Origin of the sequence: Actinomadura opuntiae (assembly GCF_030283205.1) — a bacterium.
Taxonomy (GTDB): Bacteria; Actinomycetota; Actinomycetes; order Streptosporangiales; family Streptosporangiaceae; genus Spirillospora.
Genome location: NZ_JASNWF010000040.1, coordinates 37,585 through 59,315, shown reverse-complemented (window position 1 = coordinate 59,315; position 21,731 = coordinate 37,585). Strand labels below are relative to the sequence as shown.

The 21,731-nt window shown below is 70.6% G+C and carries 14 protein-coding genes and 1 pseudogene; 3 read left to right on the top strand and 12 right to left on the bottom strand.

The features are described from left to right. Positions 1–299, top strand: a pseudogene (locus QP089_RS46910) (L-rhamnose isomerase); the annotation flags it as partial. Between the two features lie 107 nt (positions 300–406). Here QP089_RS46910 and QP089_RS46905 read toward each other — a convergent pair. From QP089_RS46905 to QP089_RS46875, 7 genes are all read right to left on the bottom strand, one after another. Then, positions 407–1,417 (bottom strand): LacI family DNA-binding transcriptional regulator, encoded by a 1,011-nt coding sequence (locus tag QP089_RS46905; RefSeq protein WP_285921098.1) that lies wholly within the window; start codon positions 1,415–1,417, stop codon positions 407–409. A gap of 111 nt (positions 1,418–1,528) precedes the next feature. After that, complete coding sequence (locus QP089_RS46900; protein ID WP_285921097.1) at positions 1,529–2,359, bottom strand: carbohydrate ABC transporter permease; 831 nt, start codon at positions 2,357–2,359, stop codon at positions 1,529–1,531. Further along, positions 2,356–3,306: a carbohydrate ABC transporter permease gene (locus QP089_RS46895; RefSeq protein ID WP_285921096.1), complete on the bottom strand. Its 951-nt coding sequence runs from the start codon at positions 3,304–3,306 to the stop codon at positions 2,356–2,358. The genes QP089_RS46900 and QP089_RS46895 overlap by 4 nt, the downstream gene beginning before the upstream one ends. A gap of 83 nt (positions 3,307–3,389) precedes the next feature. Beyond that, complete coding sequence (locus QP089_RS46890) at positions 3,390–4,718, bottom strand: ABC transporter substrate-binding protein (protein WP_285921095.1); 1,329 nt, start codon at positions 4,716–4,718, stop codon at positions 3,390–3,392. Positions 4,719–5,161: 443 nt separating this feature from the next. Next, entirely contained in the window at positions 5,162–6,568 is a 1,407-nt protein-coding gene (locus QP089_RS46885; RefSeq protein WP_285921094.1) for an MFS transporter, read from the bottom strand. A 44-nt stretch (positions 6,569–6,612) separates the two neighbouring features. After that, the gene (locus tag QP089_RS46880) at positions 6,613–8,151 is read right to left on the bottom strand and encodes a glycoside hydrolase family 43 protein (RefSeq protein ID WP_285921093.1); all 1,539 of its coding nucleotides are present in this window, start codon (positions 8,149–8,151) and stop codon (positions 6,613–6,615) included. Positions 8,152–8,180: 29 nt separating this feature from the next. After that, on the bottom strand, positions 8,181–11,657 hold the full coding sequence (locus tag QP089_RS46875; RefSeq protein WP_285921092.1) for an alpha-L-rhamnosidase: 3,477 nt from the start codon (positions 11,655–11,657) through the stop codon (positions 8,181–8,183). 263 nt (positions 11,658–11,920) lie between these two features. Here QP089_RS46875 and QP089_RS46870 point away from each other — a divergent pair, with 263 nt between their 5' ends. Continuing rightward, the gene (locus tag QP089_RS46870; RefSeq protein WP_285921091.1) at positions 11,921–13,531 is read left to right on the top strand and encodes a hypothetical protein; all 1,611 of its coding nucleotides are present in this window, start codon (positions 11,921–11,923) and stop codon (positions 13,529–13,531) included. 23 nt (positions 13,532–13,554) lie between these two features. Here the strand turns inward: QP089_RS46870 and QP089_RS46865 are convergent, their stop codons facing one another. Together QP089_RS46865 and QP089_RS46860 are read right to left on the bottom strand one after the other, a co-directional pair. After that, positions 13,555–15,246: a glycoside hydrolase family protein gene (locus QP089_RS46865; RefSeq protein ID WP_285921090.1), complete on the bottom strand. Its 1,692-nt coding sequence runs from the start codon at positions 15,244–15,246 to the stop codon at positions 13,555–13,557. A gap of 42 nt (positions 15,247–15,288) precedes the next feature. Beyond that, positions 15,289–18,564, bottom strand: coding sequence for a family 78 glycoside hydrolase catalytic domain (locus tag QP089_RS46860; RefSeq protein WP_285921089.1), 3,276 nt, complete (start codon positions 18,562–18,564; stop codon positions 15,289–15,291). Positions 18,565–18,826: 262 nt separating this feature from the next. Between QP089_RS46860 and QP089_RS46855 the strand changes: the two genes are divergently transcribed. Beyond that, the gene (locus QP089_RS46855) at positions 18,827–19,549 is read left to right on the top strand and encodes an alpha/beta hydrolase (RefSeq protein ID WP_285921088.1); all 723 of its coding nucleotides are present in this window, start codon (positions 18,827–18,829) and stop codon (positions 19,547–19,549) included. 167 nt (positions 19,550–19,716) lie between these two features. Here the strand turns inward: QP089_RS46855 and QP089_RS46850 are convergent, their stop codons facing one another. Genes QP089_RS46850 through QP089_RS46840 form a run of 3 tightly spaced genes read right to left on the bottom strand, consistent with a single transcriptional unit; the run spans position 19,717 to position 21,598 of the window. Continuing rightward, the gene (locus QP089_RS46850; protein WP_285921087.1) at positions 19,717–20,598 is read right to left on the bottom strand and encodes an NAD(P)-binding protein; all 882 of its coding nucleotides are present in this window, start codon (positions 20,596–20,598) and stop codon (positions 19,717–19,719) included. After that, entirely contained in the window at positions 20,595–20,777 is a 183-nt protein-coding gene (locus tag QP089_RS46845) for an SDR family NAD(P)-dependent oxidoreductase (protein WP_285921086.1), read from the bottom strand. The genes QP089_RS46850 and QP089_RS46845 overlap by 4 nt, the downstream gene beginning before the upstream one ends. Further along, entirely contained in the window at positions 20,774–21,598 is an 825-nt protein-coding gene (locus QP089_RS46840; protein ID WP_285921100.1) for an alpha/beta hydrolase, read from the bottom strand. Before QP089_RS46840 ends, QP089_RS46845 begins: the two co-directional genes overlap by 4 nt. Positions 21,599–21,731 lie beyond the last annotated feature (133 nt).

Here is a 21,731-nt window from a genome sequence, read left to right as displayed (position 1 = left end):
ACATCGAGCCGAAGATCCACGGCCAGATCCGCTCGGTGATGAACGTGCAGGAGGCCACCGCCAAGGCGCTGCTGGTGGACGCCGACGCGCTGCGCGCCGCGCAGCAGTCCGGTGACGTGCTGGGGGCCAACGCGGTGTTCATGGACGCCTACAACACCGACGTGCGGCCGCTGCTGGCGGAGCTGCGCGAGGAGATGGGCCTGCATCCCGACCCGGTCGCGGCGTACAAGGCGTCCGGCTACTTCGAGCGCGTCGCCGAGGAGCGCAAGGACGGCCAGGCCGCGGGCTGGGGCGCCTGACCGGCCGGACTGCACATCCTCGTGGACGCCTGAGTCGCCGCCGCGTTCCTGCGCTGACCCGGCCGTCCCCCAGACGGTCGTCTGGGCCGACGGCCCGGACCGCTCGCTCAGCGACGGGACAAGCTCGAACCGCGGACCACCAACTCGGGCAGCATGACGACTTTCCTGTGGCGATGCTCGGCAGCCTGTTCGCCAGTCTCTTCCATCAACAACTCGGTGGCCCTGCGCCCCATCTCGAACGCGGGCTGCCGCACGGAGGTCAGGGGAACGACGGCCGCGGAGGCGAATTCGATGTCGTCGTATCCGACGATGGCCAGCTCCTGGGGGACGGCGATGCCGGCGGCGTAGACCGCCTGCAGAACACCGAGCGCAAGAAGGTCGTTGGCGCAGAAAACGGCGGTGGGCCGCTGCGCGAGCCCGAGCAGCCGCGCCGCGGCGTCGCGTCCATTGGCGACATCAAGGTGCTTGGTGGGAATCTCCACCAAGGTCTCGGGCGGCAGCCCGGCCTCGCTGATGGCCTGAAGGAGTCCCTCGCGGCGGTCCTTGACCTGCTGGAGGTGGGGTGGCCCGCTGACGTAAGCGATGCTGCGGTGTCCCGCGCCCACCAGGTGACGGCCTGCAAGGGCGCCCCCCACGGTGTCGTCCACCGAGACCGAGCATGCTCCCAGTTCCCCGGCCACACGGTCGACGAGCACGAAAGGGGTGTCCTGCTGCTTGAGCGTCTCCAGGCTGGAGCCGGTCGGATCAGCTGGGGAGACCAGGACGCCGCGGACGCGCTGCTCGACGAAGAGAGACAGGTGGCTGACCTCCTCGCTGACGCTCTGGGCGCTGCTGCACACCATGACCACCAGCCCGGCCTCGCGGGCCGCAGACTCGGCGCCGCGCGCCATGTCCACGAAGAAGGGGTTGCTGATGTCGAGGACAAGGAGCGCCATGACGCGGCTCTGACCGGCCCGCAACTGCCGGGCCGACTCGCTGCGGACGTATCCGAGGATCTTGATGGCCGCCTCGACCCGGGTCTGCGTTTCGGGGGAGACCATCTCGGGCCGGTTGATCACGTTGGAGACGGTGCCCACGGAGACGCCGGCATGCCGAGCCACGTCCTTGATACCGACCATCGGTTCTGCTTTCTTCTCTGGGCCAGGAGCCACCGCCGGCCCGCGATGTCTCGGGACCGGCGGTGGCTCTATTGAAACATTTCATTCACGTGTGCCGCACCGGGCCGTGGTTCATTCCAGGCCGGTGCCGACGACGCCGTTGATGTACCAACGCTGGAAGACGACGAAGACCACCAGAACCGGCAGCATGCTGATGGCCGCCGCGGCCATGCCGATGCTCGGCGAGATCATTGTGTACTGGCCCTGCGCGAGCGGCGCCAGGGCGACGGTCATCACGGCGTGCTTGCGGTCGGGGGCGATCACCTGGGGCCAGATGTAGGTGTTCCAGGCGGTCAGGAAGCTGATCGAGCAATAGGCGGCCAGCGCGGGCTTGGCCAGCGGCAGCGCGATCGAGAGCAGGGTGCGGGTCCATCCGGCGCCGTCGATGTGCGCGGCGTCGATCAGCCCGGCCGGGAGGGTGACGAAGAACTGGCGGAAGAGCAGGACCGCGAACGCGGTCTGGCCGGCGATCGGAAGGATCATGCCGGGGTAGGTGTCCACCAGCCCCAGCTGGTGGGTGATGATGTACAGCGGGATCAGCGTCATGTTGCTCGGCACGAACATCGGCACGATGATCACCGCCAGCACCGCCCCGGTCCACCGGAAGGGGATCTTCGCCAGGGCGAAACCGGCGGGGACGGTGATGACGAGCTGGACGAGCAGGATGCCGAAGCTGAAGATGAACGAGTTCGCGATCACTCGCGGGGTCAGGAAGTGGTAGGCGTCGACGTAGTTGTGCCAGACCACCGTCGGCGGCAGCAGGTGCGGAGGGTTGGACTGGATGTCGTGCGCCGACATCAGCGACGCCGACAGCAGATAGAACAGCGGCAGGCCCATGACGAGACCGCCCACGACGGTCACGGTGTAATGCGCCGTTGCCGCCCAGGACTTGCGCCGGATCATGCCGACCTCCGCAGACGGGTGAAGAGTTTGAACAGCCCGACGATGAGGGCGATCAGGGCGAGCTGGAAGAGCGACAGGGCGCTGGCGTAGCCCATGTCGGTCTCGCCGAATGCCGTCTTGTAGGCGTAGAGCGCCAGGGTCTGGGTGTGGCCGAGCGGCCCGCCGTCGGTCATCATCAGCGAGACCTCCAGGGAGTTGCTGACGAAATTGATCACCTGGAGCGTGGCCACGAGGATGGTCGTGGCCCGGACGTTGGGCCAGGTGATGCTCCAGAGCCGGCGCCACCAGCCGGCGCCGTCGAGCGCGGCGGCGGCGTAGATGTCGGCGGGTATCCGCTGCAGGCCGGCCAGATAGAGGATCATCACCAGGGGGAGGCCCAGCCAGATCATCATCAGGGTGAGCGCGGGCAGCGCCCAGGTGGTGCTGGACAGCCAGGCGGTGCCGCCGAGCCCCACCCAGCCGAGCACGCGGTTGGCGATGCCGGCGTGCGGGTCGTACATGTAGGCCCAGAGCACGGCCGCCACGGCGGACGAGGCGACCATGGGCGCGAAGTACAGGATGCGGACCGCGCCGATCCCGCGCATCCGGTTGTTGATCAGCACGGCCAGCACGAAGCCGATCACGATGGTGGGGATGACGCCGAGCACGACGAACTCGACGGTGATCCGCAGGGACGTCCACATCTGCGGATCCTGGAACAGCCGCGAGAAGTTCGCCAGGCCCGCCCATCGGGGCGTGCCGAACAGGTCCCACTCGAAGAAGCTCAGGGCGAAGGCGCCCAGGGCGGGCAGGATGACGAACAGGGTGAACCCGATCATGCTGGGCGTCAGGAAGAGCACCGCCGCGATCGTGTTCCGGCGCCCGCGCTGGTCGCGTGCCCGTGGGCGGGAGCCGTACGCCGGTGGAACGGTCCGCCGGGCGGGCTGGTTGTCCAGAGCCGAAGCCATTACTGCACCATTCTCTCTCCGCCGGCCGGCGGGCCGACCTCGTTCCGGGGCCCGCCACCAGGACGGGCCCCGGAACGTACCGACTAGTTCGTGGCCGACTGAAGGGCCTGGTTGACGGCCTTCTCCGCGTCCGCGAAGGCGGCGGCGACCGGCCGGTGCTGGAGCTGCACCTGCTGCACCGCCTTGATCACGCTGTCGGTGAGCACCTTCTGGGCCTTGCCGGGCAGGGGAGGCGGCAGGAACGCGTCCTTGGCGTCCTGCGCGAACGCCTCCTCATTGGTGGGAGGCGCCGGCAGCGAACGCCAGGCGCCGTTGTTCACCCCCTGCTGCGTGGGCGGCACGACCTGGCCGGTGGCCTGCGCGAGCTTCATGCCGCCGTTGGGGTCGTAGAACCAGGCGAGGAAGGCCCAGGCGGCGTCCTGGTTGTGGCTGCCCTTGCTGATCGACAGGCCGTACGAGCCGCCGCCGACGGTGCTCCGGCCATTGATCTTCGGCATCACCTGGGTGTCCCAGTCGTCCTTGAGCTGCTCTTTGGTCGCGGGGACGGTGGCCCGGACCGAGAAGGCCATGGCAGAGCGCCCCTTCATGAACACGGGCTGGCTGCCGAGGTCGGCCGAGTACTTCGGCGAGGCCGTTCCGTAGGCCTTGAGCAGTTGCGTCCAGGCCTGGATGGCGGCCGGCTGGCCGATGCCCGACTTCTTGGTCCTGGGGTCGTAGACGTAGCCGCCGTAGGCGTGGATGACCGGGGCGTAGACGGCCGCCTGGTCACCGATGCCCAGCGGGGCGAACAGGCCGGCGAACTTGCCGCCCGACTTCTTCTGGATCTCGGTCGCCACCCGGTAGAGGTCGTCCCAGGTCCAGGTCGGCTTCGGGTACTCGGTGACGCCGGCCTTCTTGAAGAGGGTCTTGTTGTAGAACAGCGTGGTTGAGTCGGCGCTCACCGGGAGGCCGGTGATCTGGTCGGGGTGGTTGACCGGCCGGTACTGGCCGAGGAACTGCGGCAGGAAGCTGCTGCCCTTCAGCCCGCCGGTGCCCTTCTTCAGCCGGTCGGAGATGTCCAGCGTGACGTTGCCGGCGGCGAGCTGGTTGGCCGCGTAGTCGACGTTCATCAGCACGTCCGGCAGCTTGTTGCCGAGCCGCGCGGTGACCAGCTGCTGGACGTACTGGGTCGCGTCGTCCGGCAATGACTGCACGGTGACCTTCCGCTTCGGATAGGCCTTCTCGTACGCCGCCGCGTACTGCTGGAACTGCGGCACGATCTGGTTCTGCACCGACAGGACGATCTTGCTTCCATCGACGCCGCCGTGCCCGCCGGAGGAGGAACCTCCACAGCCGCTCACGAGGGCGAGCAGGGCGGTCGCGGCGACCGCTGCCAGGGAACGCCCTCGGCGATGTCCGGCCCTTATGGTCATTGTCTTGTCCTCTCTACCGTCACCTGACCGTCTCCGGCACCACGCCGGCCATGTCCGGGTGATGCGACGCCCCCGCTCGCCACGGGCGGACCGGCTCCGCAGAAGGCGAAGCTCTCGTCACCGCGCGCCGGATCGCGGAGGCGCCGACGGTTCGGTGGAGTCCGGTGCGTCGGACCGCCGGCACGGGCGCTCGGCAGGCACGGCACGGCTCTTAATGAAAGCTTTCATTGACGATGGCGTATCGTTTCGGTCGTGTCAATAGGTTGCCCCCAAGTAACGACCGAGGGTGCGGGCTGGCGCGACCGGAACGGTCTCATTGCTGGTGAGAGTTGCTCTGCTGAGGTCGCGAAGGAGTCCCGTTCGGGAATCCGCGCGGAGGTGCGTCCGAAGGCGGCGGTGAAGTGGGGGCGCTGATGGATGAATCATTTCAACGCCCCGTTGGCCTACTGTCCGGTATCCCCGGCGGGAGCGCCAGCCTGCGGAGAGCCCGCCTCGCCAGGGGGAATTCGCCTGGCCAGAAGGGCGGCGGCCGTGGCCAGGACGGCGCCCAGCGGAAGGGCGATCGTCACCTGGCCCACGATGGCGGCCGACCTGGCGGCGGCCGTTGAACCGTCCACCGTCGCGGTGAGCGCCGCCGCCAGTCCCGTCAGCGTCGCGAGCCCGATGGAGGCGCCGCTCTGCCCGGACACCGTGATCAGTCCGCCCGCCAGTCCCGCCTGGTGAGCGGGCAGCGACCGAGTCGCCGACGAGGTCAGCGTGATCACCGAGATGCTCGAGCCGACCGCCTGCACGACCAGCAAGGGGATGAGCGCGGCGAACTCCACGTGGGAGTGTTCGCCGGCGGCGAGCCCCAACTGGGCGAGCGCGACGAGCACCGGACCGGCGGTGCGGCAGTTGCGCGTGCCCACAGCGACGACGAGTCGTGGTACGGCCCGGGCGGTCAGCACGCTCGACACGGTGGCGGGAAGCATGCACACCGCCGTGGTCAGGGGCGCAAGACCGCTGACGTCCTGCGCGTACAGGGTCGTGTAGTACGTCGTTGCCGCGGTGCCCGCCAGCAGTGCGACCGCAGCGGCGTTGGTATAGGCCACCCGAGGCGAACGCAGCAACCGGAGCGGCAGAAGCGGATGCCGCACCCGCCGCTCGGCCATTACCAGCCCGCCCAGGGCGGCGGCGGCCACGCCACCGGCGAGGATACTGCGCAGCGGCTGCGAGCCGCCGCCGGTGGCGGTCGCCGCCAGGTCGATCCCCCCGAAGGCGATGACGAGCAGCGACATCCCGACCAGATCGAGCCCTTCGGGGCGCTTCTCGTGGGAGACGTCCCGGGGGAGGCCCCGGCCGGCGGCGGCCAGCAGGGGCGCGATCGCCACGTTGATCAGCAGGACCCAGCGCCAGCCCAGGGTCTGGGTGAGGAGGCCGCCGAACAGCGCCGACGCGGACGCGCCGACCGAGGCCGTCACCCCCCACACGGCGATGGCGCGCTCACGCTCGGTGCCGGCCGCCGTGGAACGGGTGAGCAGCGCCAGGCTGGCGGGGGACAGCATGGCACCACCCAGGCCCTGCAGGCCCCGGCAGGCGAGCAGCACCCCCAGCGAGGGAGCCAGTCCGGCGCCGGCGCTGGCGGCGGCGAAGACGGCGAGCCCGATCCGCAGAGTGGCGACCGGGCCGACGAGGTCGGCGATTCGCCCGCCGAGGAGGAGGAAGGCGGCGAACGGCAGCGCATAGGCGTTCATCACCCACGGCAGCGCTCCGGTGGGGATGTGCAGATCGGCGGCCATGCGCGGCAATGCGATCGCGAGCACCGCGGTGTCGAGGACGACCATCATCTGGGTGCCCGCCGCGACCGCCACCGCCCACCGCCCCGCGCTGCGGGGGACCGGTTCCGGAGGGTCGCTCACACCGGGTCCCATGAGACGGCGACGTCGGTGAAGCGGGCGGCCGGGCACTGGTCGTCGCCGGTGGCGACGAGCGCGAACCGGCAGCCGACGAACGCTTCGGCCGTCTCGGCCGACAGCAGCCGCGCCGATCCCGAGCCCACCACCCGAGGCGGCCGGTCGGCTTCGGCGACATGTAACGTGTAGGTCTCGGCCGTCGCGGTGATGCTCAGCCCCACCGAGCCGGTGCCGGGAAGCGGCGCGCGGCTCTCGGTGATCATGTCGTCCACGCGGCGCCGCAGGACGGTCTCCCGTCCCCCGCCCGGGCCGGTGGTGACGAGCAGGGCGTAGTAGTGGTGCGGCGAGGAATGCACGGCGATGCCGGCCTCTGCGGGCGTTCCCGGTGCGGCCTGCAAGGTCGCGGTGAACCCGGCGGCGTCCTCCTGCTGAGGGAGGAAGACCGCGCCGATGCCGCTCGAGCGGTCGTCGCTGTCGAGGGGACGGGCGAACGGAAGCGTGAAGTCCCCTTGCCCGCCGGTCAGCCCCTCGACGGGGAGCCCCTGGGTGGTCCAGCCCGCGGCCCAGATCGTCTTCGGTGGCCGGACGGTGCTCGCCTTAGCGGAGGGAAGGGGGCGGGCGGTGGCCATCCGCATTTCGATGGTGCCGTTCTCGCCGATGACCGGCCAGCCGTCCGGCGTCCACTCCACGGGCGCCAGGAACGTCTCGCGGCCCAGATTGTGGTGGTAGACGAAGCCGTTACGGGCCTCGTGACGGGTGCCGAGCGTCAGCGCCCACCAGGAGCCGTCGGGCGCGTCGATGAGTTCGGCGTGTCCGACGGTCTGGATGGGGTGGCCGACGCGGTGGCGGTGTGTGAGGACGGGATTGTGCGGGCACGGCTCGAACGGCCCCCATGGTGATCGGCTGCGGGCGCAGGTTTGCATATGCCCTTTCCAGGAGCCGCCTTCGGCGCTGAACAGGTAGTACCAGTCGTCGATCTTGTACAGGTGCGGGCCTTCGATGTCGTTGGAGCAGAACCCGGCGTAGTCGGGTGTGAGCTCGCGCATCGGGCCGAGCATCCGGCCGGTGGCCGGGTCGATCTCGCACTGCACTACGGGTCCGAGCCGGCCGTCCGGGAGCGGTTCCAGCGTACGGCGGGTGTAGTAGCAGGTCCCGTCGGCGAAGAGCAGCGACGGATCGAAGGCGTGCGTGTCGATCCAAACCGCGTCCGACCATTCGCCCGCCGGGTCCTCGGCGCTGAGCAGGAAGTTGCCCTGCCCGTCGGAGAAATTGGTGCAGGCCAGGTAGAAGCGGCCGTCGTGGTGGCGGATGGTCGGCGCGTACAGCATCAACTCGCCCGGCTCACCGTCGCGGCGGTACTGGGCCGGCCGGGTCACCGCGCCGCCGAGCAGCCGCCAGTTCACCAGGTCGGTCGAATGGTGGATGCGGATCCCCGGAAGGAAATCGAACGTGGAGGTGGCGAGGTAGAAGTCATCGCCGACACGGCACAGTGACGGGTCGGGCGCAAGGCCGCGCACAACCGGGTTGACTATCGTGCTCACAGAGAGGTCCCTTGATGTAGGGGCGGTGCTCACCAGGTACGGGGGGCGCTCGTCCAGCCGACGTGGCCTACCCGGAAGGGCAGCGGGCTGCGCCCGCCCGCCAGCGGCGTCTTAGGGCCGCGGGCAGGGTCGTGGACGTTCAGCCATCGCGCGCCGAGAGCGCATTCGACGACGTTCCCGAGCCCGGCCCAGTTCGCCAGGTCGATGCTCACTCGGTTCCAGCAGGCGGGCAGCATGCGCTCGGTGCCCTCGACCACGCTGCCATCTGCGGCGGTCAGCCGCAGCACCGGCACCACCAGGCGTCCCGCCGGCCCGGGCAGGCACAGGTCGAACTCGGCGAACGCGAAATTCGCGTGCGACAGATCGGCCGGATCGGTGAAGGGCAGCCGCACCCATCGGGTGTCGTCAGGCAGCAGGTCGGGGCCGGACACCTCCAGGATCGGCCCTGGGATCGGAGCATGGAACACCGGAGAGCAGACAAGGGCGTCGTGGACGACGAGGTCGACACCGGGGTCGGTGGTCCAGCCATCGGCCAGGACTCCATCGGACAACCATAGGCCCGATGCTCCGGCTCGCACCGTTCGGCTGGCCACCTCCTGGCCGCCCGCGGCGGTGCACAATCTCACGCATGCGGTGCTGCCCGGATCTGCGGTGGCAGGTGCACCGATCTCCAGCCGGTCGCCCTTCAGGACCGCCGACCACCCGGGGTCGGTGACGGCCGTCAGCACGGAAAAGCCCGGGGGGATCAGGACGTCGGTGCTGACAGTGGATCCCGGGGGCACCTCGGGCGTGGCGGCGATGGCGGGTGCGGTGGCCGCGGTTTCCACGTCCCGTGCGGACAGCCGGTACCGGCCCGCGGGCAACTCCAGGGCTCCGCCGGTAACGAGTGCGTACGGATGGGCAGCGGCCTCGGCGCCGTCCACAATGATCCGCTCCGCGCGAACACCGGGCAACGTAACGACGGCCGTGGCGCCGACCGGGACCTCCAAGGCCGCATTCAGGTCTCCGGCCTCCAGTTGCCAGTCGAAGGCGATTCGACCCCGGACAGTGTCGACGGTGCCACCGGCACGGCCGACCGGGCCGGGCAGCGCAGGGGCGACGGCGAAGCGGCGGAACCCTTCGGTCAGCGGACGCAGGCCCAGCACATCGGTCCAGGCCCAGGCCGCGAAGGGCGCCCCCAGGGCGATGTGGTCGAGGGAGGCGACGCCGGCGTTCTCGTCGTCGATCCACCAGGTCTCCCAGAACGTGCCGGGCCCCTCGGCGAGCATCGCGCCGATTCCGGGCTGCTCGGGCTGGCGGATCGCGGCGAGTACGGCCGTCCCGCCGTCGGCGTCTCCCAGTGCCCGGACCACGGCGTGGGTGGCGGAGAAACCGCTGGCGATCCGGTTCCCGCGAGCGGCCACATCCGCTCGGAGGTGGTCGCGCAGGGGAGAGGTCTCGCCGGGGCCGACTGCGAGACCGCAGACCAGGGCGAGCGCGGCCGACCCCTGGCCGGCGTTGGCCCAGACGCCGGTTACCGGATCGCGCAGCGCTGCGCGCGCGGAACGGGTGAGATCGTTGGCCTGGCTGGTCCGGCGAACCGCTTCGGCCTCATCGCCGGCGGCCGCCTCGAGCTCGGCGAGCGCCCGCAGTGAGCGGAGGACGGCGGCCGTCTGCAGCATCACCGGAGGAGTCCGTTCGGGAGCCAGCCAGTCGGCGCCGTAACTGATCTCCGCGCGGCGCACCACGCCGTCCACGACGGTGCTCAGCTGCCAGTCGCACCACCGGCGCATGGCGGGCAGCAGTTCCGCCACCAGGCTCTCGTCGCCGACGTACCGCCAGTGCAGCAGCGGGATCTGTGTCATGGCGGCGCCCCACACCGGGTCGGCAGGCTGCTCCTGCTCGCCGAGCAACTGCGGCGAGACACCGAGAACCGCGCCGTTGGATCGCTGATCGGCCGCGACATCATGCAGCCAGTGGCGGTAGACCCCCGCCATGTCCAGATGAGAAAAGGCCGCTTCGGCCGAAACCGCGGCATCGCCGGTCCAACCGGCCGCCTCACGAGTCGGGCAGTCCTCGGGGTGGGCGTGGGTGTTATTGAGCTGCGTCCGCCGAGCGGTGTCCACCAAGCCCTCCAATACCGGGTCGGCACTGGTGAACCATCCTGTCCGGGCGACATCGGAATGCAGCACCCGCCCGGTGACCTCCACCGCGGTGCCCTCCGGCACGCCGTGCACCTCGACATAGCGGAAGCCGTGGACGGCGAACCACGCCTCGATGACGTCGGTGTCGCCGGCGCAGGTCCATTCGACGACCTGCCGCTCACGTTCCCGGTCATGGGGAAGCCGGATGTTGAGGGTGTTGACATGACCGGCCGCGTCCAGCTTCTCTCCGTGCACGACTCTCACCCGTGTCCCGGGGGCCGCCCCCCGCAGCACGACCCGGCTGCGGCCGGCGATATTGCGACCCAGGTCGTAGACGTGCGAGCCGTGCACGTCGCGCCGCTGCGCGGCGAGCTCCTCGGTCACCGTGACAGGGGGGCCGGCATCAGGGACGACGGCCGGGAGGGGCATGCCCGCGGGCGCGGCCGGCTCCCAGGTCGCATCGTCGAACCCGCTCCGGGTCCAGCCGTCACCGATCCGCGCGTCGTGCTCCTCGAGATAGAAGGTGTCCTCGCGCACGAGCGAGGTGGCGCCGTGACGCCACTGCGGGCCGGTGGCGATACGGACGCTGGTGCCGTCGCGCAATTGCGCGACAAGCTCTACGAGCAGCCGAACATGCGACAGCACCTGTCCGTAGGAGCCGATGCCCGCCGCGATGCTCAGTGCATGCCGCCTCCCGCCGTCGAACAGGCGGGTCACGTCGTAGGTCCTGGCGGCCGCGCGCGACAGCGCGGTCCGCGAGGGGTCGCTGGCGTCGGGATTGACCGGCAGGCCATCCAGGTACGCCCGGAGCAGGCCGTGGCCCGCCAGGTGGAGCCGGGCGCTGACGACCTCGCGCGCGTCGAGGGTGAAATCCGTGCGGACCGCCCTCGCCGGCGGTACCTCGATCCACTGCGCTGTCCAGTCGGCCGCGCTCAGCGGCCCGGTGACCAGGGGGGCAGGAGATGACCACGGTGAGACCTGTTCGTACTCGTCCCACACCCGGACCTGCCAGCGCAACGTGGAGTGGGCCGGCAGCTCGGGGCCGCCCCAGCGCACGTGGGCGCTGCGGTCCCCGTCGACCCGCCCGGAGTCCCAAACCAGAACCGGAGCGGCTTCGGGCCGGGAGGGTTCGGTGAAGTCGCGTTCATGACAGGCAACGATCTGGTAGCCGGTCTGCCGCTGTCCCTGGCGTACGAGCGGCACCGTCCATGACAGACGGGGCCTGCCGGAACCTGCAACCGGTAGGGCGCGCCCAGCGGCCGCCATCCCGTTCTCGGTGTCGAGTGTGTGGTGGTCCTCCACCCTCAGGCTGGTGGGGGCGGGGCTGGACTTCCCGCGCAACGGCATTGCGATCTCCGATTCATTGAATGCATTCACCATCATGAGAGGTGGCATCGAGCCCAGTCAACCGGGTTGGAGGGCGGAGGCGACCGAAGTGTTGTGAATGCTTTTGCAGCATTGTCCCTGTACAGAACGGTAGATGGCGGTCGGCGATCAGAAAGTTGATGCAGAGCCTTGACGGCCGCCTGGAGCTACGCCAAGGTTCGGATGCGGCCGTGAATGAATCGTTCTAGCCCGGATCGCCGCAGTCGACCGTGGCAGACCCCCACCTCCCGTACCGTCCGCGCAATCACCCCGGAGGACCGATGTCCGACGACTCTCCCCAACCGGCCGGCGTCCCGCGGCGCACCCTGCTGAGGACCGGAACGGCCGCTCTGGCGGCGGGCGCCGTCACCCTCGGCGCCGGCACCGGCGTCGCTCAGGCCGCCCCCGCGACGTCCCCGCCCATGCCGGACGGCACCCGTCTGAGCGGAGCCGCCTCCCGGCCCCGCGGATCGGCTCGCGGCCGGCGCGGCCGCACCCGGTTCGGCATCGGCTACGAGACCTGGTTCGGCCCGCAGAACATCGACCACTTCGACTCGGCGGAGGCCGAGCCGGTGCTGGGCAAGTACGACTCCAGCGATCCCAAGGTGATCAAGCAGCACGCGCAGTGGATCCTCTGGGCGGGCTACGACTTCATCATGCTGGACTGGTCGAACAATCTCGGCGGCAACTGGGGCAACGGGGTCGCCGACAAGATCATGGCGGGCTCGGACGCTCTTCTCCGGACGTACGCGGGCCTGAGGAAGCGGCCCCAGGTGGTGCTGCTCCTCGGGCTGGACAACGGCACCGCCGGCCAGACGGCGAACTGGAAGGCTCAGATCGACCGGATCAAGACCAAGTACCTCGCGGATCCGAAACTGCGGCCGCTGTTCCTCGAACACGACGGCAAGCCCCTGCTCACGGTCTACACCGGCGCTCGCTGGACCGACCCTCCGACCTGGGACGACCCCGACTTCACCGTGCGCTGGATGGGCGCGTTCCGCGAGATCGTGCTCAACCCCGGCGGCCAGTGGTCGTGGATCACCCGCGCCCCCTACGCCGACGGGCAGTCCACACCGGTCAGCGACTTCTCCAAGGGGCTCCAGGGCTGGAAGGCCGACCCGGCATGGAAGATCGCCAAAATGCCGGTGAACGCCGCCTACCCCGGCGTTCCGGAGATCCAGTACGTCTCCACCAAGCCTGCCGAGGGCGCCGCGCAGCAGACGGGCACCATTACCAGCGACCCGTTCGTCCTCACCCAGGAGGTGCTGTCCTTCAACGCGATCGGCACCGACTACCCGGCGCATCTCACCGCGCGCCCCCCTGAGCCCGCTGCCCGCAACCAGTACTACCTCAAGGACGCGGCAAGCGGGGAGGTGCTGCGCTGGGCCGAACCGCCCGGCACGGACACGTCCTTCATGGTGCGGCAGTGGAACGTCGCCGACCTCAAGGGCCGCAAGGTCGTCTTCGAGGCCGTATCCAACCGCACCGAGGGGCCGCCGGTCGGTTGGATCGGCTTCTTCGGGCTGCAGCAGCAGCGCGCGGAGATGGTCACCGCGGCCGCATCGCTCGGCGGTAACGAGTACTACGGCGCATACGGCAACTGGGACGCGCAGCTTCGGATGTCGGGCGCCACCCTGGTCCGGCAGGTGCAGGGCATCTACGACTACGAGCCCGAACTCGCCCTGGTCCAACAGTGGAACGAGTTCGGGGCGCCGGACCAGTTCAGCGTCCCGGGCAGCAACGACATCGAGCCGACGAAGGTCACTCGTCTCGATGGCCCGAATTCCGACGGGTGGGGTTTCTACTACCTCAATCTCGTCCGCGATCTGATCGACCAGTACCGGGCCGGCCGGTCGGCGCCGCGCGTCATGCTGGACACGCGCTACCCCTGATCGGGCGCCTCCACCTGCATTCGTCACCGGCTTCCGGGCACGAAGACCACGCGCGCCCGGAAGCCGGTGGCGGCGTCTCCGGACCGCTCGAAGACATCCCGTACCGGAGAGAACTGGCGGTGGCCATGCCGGTAGCGGGCACGCCATGGATCGGCGAAGTCGATGTGCGCGGGCGGCGGCAAGGTGGGGTCGGCGCCGTCCGCGCCTTCCGCACCCAGCAGCAGCACTCCGTGCCGGAGAGTGAGAGCACGCATGTCCCCGCTTTCGGGCCGCACACGCAGATTCACCGGGAAGTCGATGCTGTACCGGTCTCCCGCGGCCGGGGTGGTGATGAACTGTCCAGGTTCCTCCTGTGTCGCCGGTCCATCCGCTCGCACCGTGGTCGTGGTCCGCGCGGGATCGGTCCACGACGGCAGCATGAAACGGATGCGCAGCGGCCGGCCGAGGTCGGAGCGCAGGACCTCGATCATGGTCCTGCCGCTGACCGGGTATCCGGTGCGCTGCCGCAGCACGAGGGCCCCCGCCGGGAGGTCGAGCCGCGCGATGCCGTCGCGGTAGAGGTCGATGCCGAGGGTGTCGGCGGCGCGTCCGCTGTCGGCGGGTGCACTGCCGGGGGTCACGCTGTAGGAGCGCTCCTGCAGCTCCGCGAGGGCGACCGCGCCGCGCATCGAGCAGCACCATGCGGCGTCGGGGTGGACGTTGGACAGCCACGGCCGTCCAGGCCCGGTGATGGCGTCCAGGCCGAAGCCGCCGTTCGGTTTCTGTGCGTGACCGAGCCCGTTGTGCTCGATCGCGTGCGCGTCGTCCAGGTAGCGGATGTCGCCGGTGGTGCGCCACAGGCCCAGCGCCAAGATCAGCGAGTCCGCCACGGCGCAGGGTTCGGTCCAGGAGTCGGCGCGGCCGAACCAGTTCCAGGTCGCCGAGTTCGCGGTGCGGCCGTGGGCGGCGTACAGCTCGTAGAGCCGGCGGGCGGTGGCCAGTACGGCTGCCGAGCCGGTCAGCTCGTGGAAGGCGTGCAGGCAGCGGGCGGCGGTGAGGGTCGCATGCAGTTGTGCTCGGGCGGCGACCAGATCATCGCGGTCGACGAGCCCGGCCAGCTCCTCGATCGCGTCCGCGATGGCCTGGTCGAAAGTCTCGCTGTAGGCGGCGACCAGACCTTCCAGGGCGATGAAGACGCAATAGGTGTCGGAGGAGAGCAGCCAGCGCCTCTTGCGGCCGATGACGCGGCCGGAGGCGCCCGCGCCCGTGTCGTCGCCCCGCCTGCGCCGCGGATAGTCAGGCAGCCGGGAGGCGGCGGGCAGGAACAGGCTGCCGACGATGTCCAGGGCCAGTTGCCGGGAGCGGTCGTCGCGGGTGAGCCGATGGTGGGCGAGCAGGCCGGAGACCAGCCAGCCGTGCCCCGCGAGTTGCTGCTCGTCGGTGGCGTCACGGTGGACGGGCCCGAGGTATCCGGCGGCGTTGAGCCGGCTGGGCAGCGCTTCGACCAGGTCCTGCAGTCGGCGGGGAGCGCGGCCCGTGACGGCGGCCAGCCGGCTGAGGCCGAGGATGAGGCGGCCGGGCAGGTCGGCGGGCCATTCGCCGGTCATCCCGTCATGCAGGACCGGGTCCACGTCGTAGTCGTCTTTCTGCAGGCGCCGCCACGACGCCGCTATCCGCGGATCGGGGGAGTCGTCGGGCAGGGGGGCGGCGGGCGAGACGGGCGAAGGGGACGGCACGGGGGCGGTTCCTTCCGGGGATGGGTCGACCGGACGCCGGGCTCAGGACGGAAGCCCGGCACGCCGGGCCAAGGTGAAGCGATAGCTGCCGGAGCCGGTCTCGAGGACGGCGGCGCAATCCGGCCGCGGCGGGAGCTGCCGGACGTGTTCGGCGTCGCCGACCGCGCGGCCCGACTCGGTGAGCTCACCCCCGCCGCCGGACAGGGCCGGGAGGCGGATCTCGGCCGTGACACCGGGCGGCAGCTGGAGATCGACCGTGAGTTCGCTGGGAGCACGTCGCCAGCCGACCGCGACCGTGCCGTGGACGGTGCGCAACGACGTCTCGGCCCAGCCGATGGACTCGGGGGGCCGCGGAGCGACCACGACCCGGCGGTATCCGGGCTCTGCGGGGGCGAGCCCGCCGATGGTGCGATGGACCCAGTCGCCGACGGCGCCGTAGGCGTAGTGGTTGAACGAGGTCATCGAGGCGTCGGCGAAACCGGTGGAGTCAGACCAGGAGTTCCAGCGTTCCCACACCGTGGTGGCGCCCGTGGTGACCGGGTACAGCCACGAGGGGTAGGTGTCCTGGAGCAGCAGCCGGTGGGCGACGTCGAGCCGGCCGGCGTCGGCCAGGGCGTCCAGCAGCCATGGCGTACCGAGGAACCCCGTCGTCAGGTGGTGCCCGCGAGAGGCGATCTCGTCGGCCAGCCGGTCGGCCGCGTCCGCGATCTCATGCGGATCGAGCAACCCGATGTGCAGGGCGAGGACGTACGCGGTCTGCGTCGCCGGACGCAGGACGCCGCCACCGCCCACCCATCGCTCTCGGAAGGCCGCTCGTACCCGCTGGTAGGCCGCCGTCCACGCGTCATGCCGATGGGTGTGACCGCATGCAGCCGCGAGCCGGGCGGCGGTGCGTGCGGCGTGGGCGTAGTAGGCGGTGGCCACCAGATCGGTGGGCGTGTCGGTGAGGGCCAGCCAGTCACCGAAACCGCCGGCGGGCCGCACTCCCTGCTCACTGTGGCCGGCGAGGTGGTCGAGCCAGGCGGCGATCGAGTCCAGGGCTTCGCCGGCGGCTCGCCGATCGCCGTAGGCGGTCAGCAGCGCGGCGGGCACGGTCACCGCGGCGTCTCCCCAGCCCGCCGCTCCAGCCGCGCTCTCCCGCTCGCCGTAGGGGACGGTGCGCCGGAACATGTCGGGGACGGTGTGCGGCACCGCGCCGTCAGGGTGCTGGGCGCCGCGCAGTTCCCGCAACCAGCTGCGCAGAAAGCCGCGGATGTCATGGTGGAAGGCGGCGGTGGGAGCGAAGACCTGGATGTCGCCGGTCCACCCCATGCGTTCGTCGCGTTGCGGGCAGTCGGTGGGCACGGACAGGAAGTTGCCTCGTAGTGAGCGCCCGATGTTGCGGTGCAAGGTGTTCAGCCCCGCATGCGAACAGGCGAAATCGCCGGTGGCCGGCATGTCCGCCCACAGCGCGACGGCAGTGGCCGAATCGACGGTGGGAGCAGGGCCGCTGCCGTCGGACGGGGGGAGTGGGATGATTTCGCAGTAGCGGAAGCCGTGCGTGGTGAAACGCGGCTCCCAGCTCTCGCCGTCAGGGGCTCCGCGAAGGACGTATTCGTCGGTGGCTCGGGCTGTTCGCAGATTCTCGGTGTAGAGCTCGCCGTCGTGCCTGAGCGCCTCGGCATGGCGCAGCAGCACGCGGGCACCGGCCGTGCCGCGCACGTCGATGCGCACCCGCCCGGCCAGGTTCTCCCCGAAGTCCGTGAGCAGCCGGCCGCCGGGCAGGGCGGTCACGGAGGCCGCGGTGATCCGGCGCTGGGCGCGGACGGGCGGGGCGAGCGCGCTGACGATCCGGGCACCGGGCGGGGCGTCCGCCGCGACGGCCGCCGTCCAGCCGGAATCGTCGTAGCGGGAGGTGTCCCAGCCGGTGGGCTCCTCCCGGGCGTCGTATACCTCGCCGTTCTGCAGGTCGGCGTAGCACACGCCACCGCGGCTCGCGCGCCAGCGGCCGTCGGCGGCGGTGACGACGGTGGTCGTGCTGCCGTCGGGATGGTCCGCTACCAGCATGGCCGCCAGCGCGCGGACCGCACCGTAGTGCCGATCTCCGAAGATGCAGATGTTTCCGGCGTACCAGCCATCGGCCAGCACGGCCGCCAAAGTGTTCGCCCCCGGAGCCAGCACGCCGGTGACGTCGTGGGTGCGGTAGGTGACGCGGTGGTCGTAGTCGGTCCATCCGGGCGCGAGATCTTCATCGCCGACACGAACACCGTTGAGGCGCAGTTCATGCAGGCCGAGCGACGTGGCGTACAGCCGGGCCCTCGTTACCGGGGCCGGCAGTTCGAAAGCACGTCTCAGATAGGGACTGGGGCGCAGCGACGACGGGACGCGGCCGTCCGGGGCATCGCCGTTGCGGCGGTCGGCGATGGCGCGCGGCCACCGGCCGTCGTCGCGGTCGTCCAGGCTCGGGTCGGTCCAGTCCTCCTCACCGTCGGCACAGAGCGGCCTGGCACGCCAGGAATCGTCGGTGGCGACCGCGTGCGGGACGGCGGGCCCGGGGCGTGCCTTCCTGGTGCCGTCCGTGAGAGCGGCGAGCAGGTACGGCCCGCTGTCGCGGTCGACCGGGCCGTGCCCGGTCTGCTCGTCATCGTCCTGTACCAGGACGGCTAGCGCATGATGGCCGTCCACCGGCTTCTCCATGGCCACGGCCAGGGCGGGGGAGGGGAGGCCGTCAACCGGGACGGGGACGCCGTTGAGTACCGCCGTCACCGTGCCGGAGCCGGTGGCGAGCAAGCGTGCGGCGGCAGGTACGGCGCCTGACCGGGCTGCGAAACGGACGCGGAAGACCGTGGCGCAGTTCTTGCGGCCCGTTGCGGGATCAGGGCAAGCGGCGCGGATCCGGTATATGTCGTGTTGCCCATCCGCTGTGTCGAGCCCGGGCAGGGCGGCCGACTCCAGTTCGCCGGGGGCGGTGATCCACGCGGCGGGAAAAGCGGCCTGTGCGTCCGGACCTCCCGGTGCCAGACCGGTTTCGAAAGCGGCGGGATCGCTCCACGCGGAGCGTCGGCCGTGCTCATCGGCCACGCGCACACGCCACAGGTATCGTGTGCGCGCCGACAAGGACGGGCCGCCGTAAGCCACATCAACGTTCTCGTCGCCCTCCCGCCAACCACTGTCCCAGAGCATCTGCGCGCCGGTGCTCGCGGGGTCTGTCTCGACAGCCACGACCAGGCGGTATGCGCTCTGTGCCCGGCCGCGGCCGTCCCCTTCCAGCCGCCAGCCGAACAGCGGCCGCCCCTCATCGACCCCCAGAGGGTCGACCACGCGCTCCGTGGTGAGCATGACGGGCCGCAACGGGCCGGCCGGCGACGGGCGGTGAGATCGCGAGGGCTGCAAAGAGGCGCTCCCGAGCGTTTGAAACTATTCAATAGAGCCAAAACCGTAGCGTTGGAGCAGGGGGAGGTCAAGGAGTCGAGCAGCAAAGAACGCGATGCCAGAGGCTATGACCTCGGCCTTCCGGCTTGGCGCCGGACATGTTTAAATGCTTTCAATTGCCGCCCGCCTCTGTGGGTGCTGAGCAACTCGCGAACGGGAGAGCCGCGGGATGACCGGGAACTTGAACGATCAACTCCGCATCTTCCACGCCGAGGCGGACGCGGAGACCCCGGTACCGGTGGTGCTCGTGCTGCCAGGCGGAGGCTACAGGGCCCATTCCCCGCATGAAGCCGAGCCTGTGGCCGACTGGCTGAACGGCCTGGGCCTGCACGCGTGCGTCCTGCGCTATGGCACCGAGCCGCAGGGAACACGGGCGCCGTTGGACGATGCGCGGGCCGCCATGCGGGCCCTTCGCGGGGGCGCAGCCGGGGAGACCGCCGACTCGTCCCGAGTCGCCGTTCTCGGCTTCTCAGCCGGCGGTCACCTGGCCGCCTGGCTGTCGGGAGGCTGGGACGCCGAAGGCGCCGAACGGCCGGACCTCACCGTGCTCTGCTATCCCGTGATCTCGTTCACCCACCGCCCCCACCTGGGCTCGTCGAGAGCCCTGCTCGGTGCTGATGCTCCGAACGCCGCACTGCGAGAGGCGTCTTTGGAATACGGCGTCCATCCCTCGACGCCCCCTGTCTTCTGCTGGCACACCGCCGCCGACGAATCAGTCGATGTCGAACACGCCTTGCGGTACACCTCTGCGTTGCACCGGGCCGGCGTCCCAGTCGAACTGCACGTGGTACCGGGCGGCGCCCACGGCCTCGGACTGGCCACGGGCACGCCCTACGTCGCGCGGTGGACCAGTTGGTGTGCGGAGTGGTTCGCCGATCACGGATGGCTCTGACCAGCGGGCCCACGAGCCGTTCGCGTCGTCGGCGTCGCAGGACTCGAGCGGGTCGGGATCGATGTCCGGGTCGTCGGTGCTGCGGTTCTCGTACCTACGGGTGAAGGTGATCTCGCTGGCACAACTCCGTCTTGGAGAGGCCGACCGGCTTGCCGATCTGGTTCTCCTCAGGCCTCGGCGGCGGGCGTGTGGCTGAGGTAGTAGTGGTCGAGGTCGAGGTGGTCGAGTTGCCGTTTGTATCGGGTGGCGAAGCCGGGGTACATGGTGGCGTTGAAGCCGTCGGCGGTGAGGTACCAGCTGCTGCAGCCGGAGTTCCAGGTTGTTCGGGTGAGGCGGTGCTGGATGCGGCGGTTGTAGGTGTCTTGGGCGTTCTTCTTGACGTCGAGGGTGGCGAGGTTGCGGTGCAGGATGGTGCGGATGCCGTGGACGATGTAGTTGATCTGGGCCTCGCTGTAGACGAGCAGGGAGTTGTGCCCGGGGCCGGAGTCGGGGCCGGCGGTGATGAACAGGTTGGGGTAAGCCCGCGACGTTGACGCTCTTGTAGGCCTGGGCGCCGCGGTTCCATTCGGTGGCGAGGTCGCGGCCGCCGCGGCCGGTGACGGGGAAGGGTGTTCCGGTTTTCCTGACGTGGAATCCGGTGGCGAACACGATGCAGTCGACTTGGTGTTCGACGCCGTCGCTGGTGCGGATTCCGGCGGGGGACAGACCCAACGGGGGTGCGTTGGAAGACCGAGCCCGGTGACGTCGGCGCCGAAGGTGATGTGTCGGCGCAGGTCGTGGGCGTCCGCGATGCGGCGGATGTAGGCGAGGATCTCGGTGCTGCCCGAATAGGTTCGTGACCAGCCGGGGTTGGGTGCGAAGGAGAAGGAGTACAGCAAGGACGGGATGTCGCAGGCCGCACCGGGGCAAGTGTGGTCGCGCCAGGTGCCGCCGACGTCGTCGGCCCGCACGAGGACGGCGAAGTCGTCGATTCCCTCGCGCCGCAGCGCGACGGCCGTGCCGAGGCCGGAGAACCCGGCCCCGATGATCAGGACGGACAGGTCCCTCATCCGCGAGCCCCTTCCCTCGCGCCGATGCGCTCGGCGGTCTGCCGGGCGGTCGCGGGGTCGAGGTCGGCGCACACGACCCTGCCGCCGCGCCGCGCCAGTTCCGCAGCGAACGCGCGGCCGATGCCGCTGCCCGCGCCGGTTACGACCGCGTGCGCCCCGCGGGTCCTCCCGCCGCTCATGCCGCGGCCCGGGAGCGAGCCGCGACGATCTCGCGCACGAACGCCGCGGCCTCGCTCAGCGCGGCTCGGGATTCGGGGATGATCCGCGGCAGCGCATGGAACACGTGCATCTGACCCGGCCAGATCTGCAGCTCGCACCGCCCGCCGCCGGCGGTGATCACCTCCGCGAGATGCTCGGCGTCGGCCGCGAGCATCTCCGCCCCGCCCGCCTGGACCAACGTGGGCGGCATCCGCTCCCCGGCCTGCGGAGCCAGGACCAGCCTCGGGGATTCGGGGTCGGCGTCCCGGATGTACTGGCCGACCAGCCGGCGCGCCGTGGCCGCCGAGATCATCGGATCGCGGCGGATCCGTTCCCGGCGTTCGGCCGGTTGCAGGGACAGGTCGATCAGCGGGGAGAACAGCACCAGTGCCGCCAGGCCCGGCAGCCCGTCCCGCTCCAGTTGCAGCGCCAGGTCGACGGCCAGGTGCCCGCCCGCCGAGTCGCCCGCGACCACGATCCGGTCGGCGTCGTACCCGCAGGTCTGGCGGAGCCAGTCATAGGCCTGCCGGACGTCGGCGGCGGCGTAGGGGAAGCGGTGCTCGGGCGCGAGCCGGTAGTCGCAGGCGAACACCGGCAGCCCGGTCGCGGCCGACAACCGGGAGGTCAGCCCCCGGTGCGTCCGCGCCGAGCACAGCAGGTAGGCGCTGCCGTGCAGGTAGAGGATCACCGTGTCGTCGCGCCCGACCCCCGGCCCCCGCACCCACTCGCCGCGCGGTGCCCGGACACCGGTGATGCGGCTGCCGGGGACCGCCGGGCCCAGGCGGGCCAGCGCTCGGGCCACCAACCCGCGCGAGAATCGCACCCCGAGGCCGTTCAGCGGGATGCGCGCGGTGACCGGCCGAAGCGTCCACGCGGTGATCCACGCGGCCCGGCGGGCCCGCCGTGACACTGATTCTGCGGGCGACTGCCGTCAA

Excerpts from the sequence above, each read along its gene's own strand:
- QP089_RS46905 (WP_285921098.1), bottom strand. The coding sequence starts at position 1,417 with ATGGTCGGTATCAAGGACGTGGCTCGGCATGCCGGCGTCTCCGTGGGC.
- QP089_RS46900 (WP_285921097.1), bottom strand. The coding sequence starts at position 2,359 with ATGATCCGGCGCAAGTCCTGGGCGGCAACGGCGCATTACACCGTGACC.
- QP089_RS46845 (WP_285921086.1), bottom strand. The coding sequence starts at position 20,777 with ATGAGCGGCGGGAGGACCCGCGGGGCGCACGCGGTCGTAACCGGCGCG.
- QP089_RS46860 (WP_285921089.1), bottom strand. The coding sequence starts at position 18,564 with ATGCTCACCACGGAGCGCGTGGTCGACCCTCTGGGGGTCGATGAGGGG.
- QP089_RS46895 (WP_285921096.1), bottom strand. The coding sequence starts at position 3,306 with ATGGCTTCGGCTCTGGACAACCAGCCCGCCCGGCGGACCGTTCCACCG.
- QP089_RS46850 (WP_285921087.1), bottom strand. The coding sequence starts at position 20,598 with ATGAGGGACCTGTCCGTCCTGATCATCGGGGCCGGGTTCTCCGGCCTC.
- QP089_RS46855 (WP_285921088.1), top strand. The coding sequence starts at position 18,827 with ATGACCGGGAACTTGAACGATCAACTCCGCATCTTCCACGCCGAGGCG.
- QP089_RS46890 (WP_285921095.1), bottom strand. The coding sequence starts at position 4,718 with ATGACCATAAGGGCCGGACATCGCCGAGGGCGTTCCCTGGCAGCGGTC.
- QP089_RS46870 (WP_285921091.1), top strand. The coding sequence starts at position 11,921 with ATGTCCGACGACTCTCCCCAACCGGCCGGCGTCCCGCGGCGCACCCTG.
- QP089_RS46875 (WP_285921092.1), bottom strand. The coding sequence starts at position 11,657 with ATGATGGTGAATGCATTCAATGAATCGGAGATCGCAATGCCGTTGCGC.